1 protein-coding gene is annotated in these 356 nt (G+C 63.8%); it reads right to left on the bottom strand.

Features of this window, described 5'->3' with window-relative positions:
* A partial coding sequence (locus J4G38_RS28805; protein WP_262906233.1) for a transposase occupies nt 1-356 on the bottom strand: 356 nt, incomplete at both ends.

The raw sequence follows: 356 nt of genomic DNA on the forward strand, positions 1-356 counted from the left end.
CAGCTGGCGGGTGCGGCTCACCGTCGAGTGCCACGGCATCTCTTCGTCGACCTCGTAGCCCAAAAAGTACAGGATGTCGAGCCGCAGGGCGCAGTGCTCGACCAGGCGGCGGTCGCTGACGAGGTTTTCCAGCCGGCCCACGAGCACGAGCTTGAAAAATACCACCGGGTCCAGCGAGGGCTGGCCCGTGTGGCTGTAGAGGGCCCGGGTCTCCTCGTAGAGAAAGCTCCAGTCGACGAGCTCCGCGAGCCGGCGGTAGAGGTTATGGGGCCGTACCCGCTCACTGAGCCGAAAGCGAACCACCTCCTTGTCGAGAAACAGCTTCTTGCCTTGCATCTTCCCTCTACGAACCCGGG

It is taken from the genome of Hymenobacter terricola, from assembly GCF_017921975.2.
GTDB classification, from domain to species: domain Bacteria; phylum Bacteroidota; class Bacteroidia; order Cytophagales; family Hymenobacteraceae; genus Hymenobacter; species Hymenobacter terricola.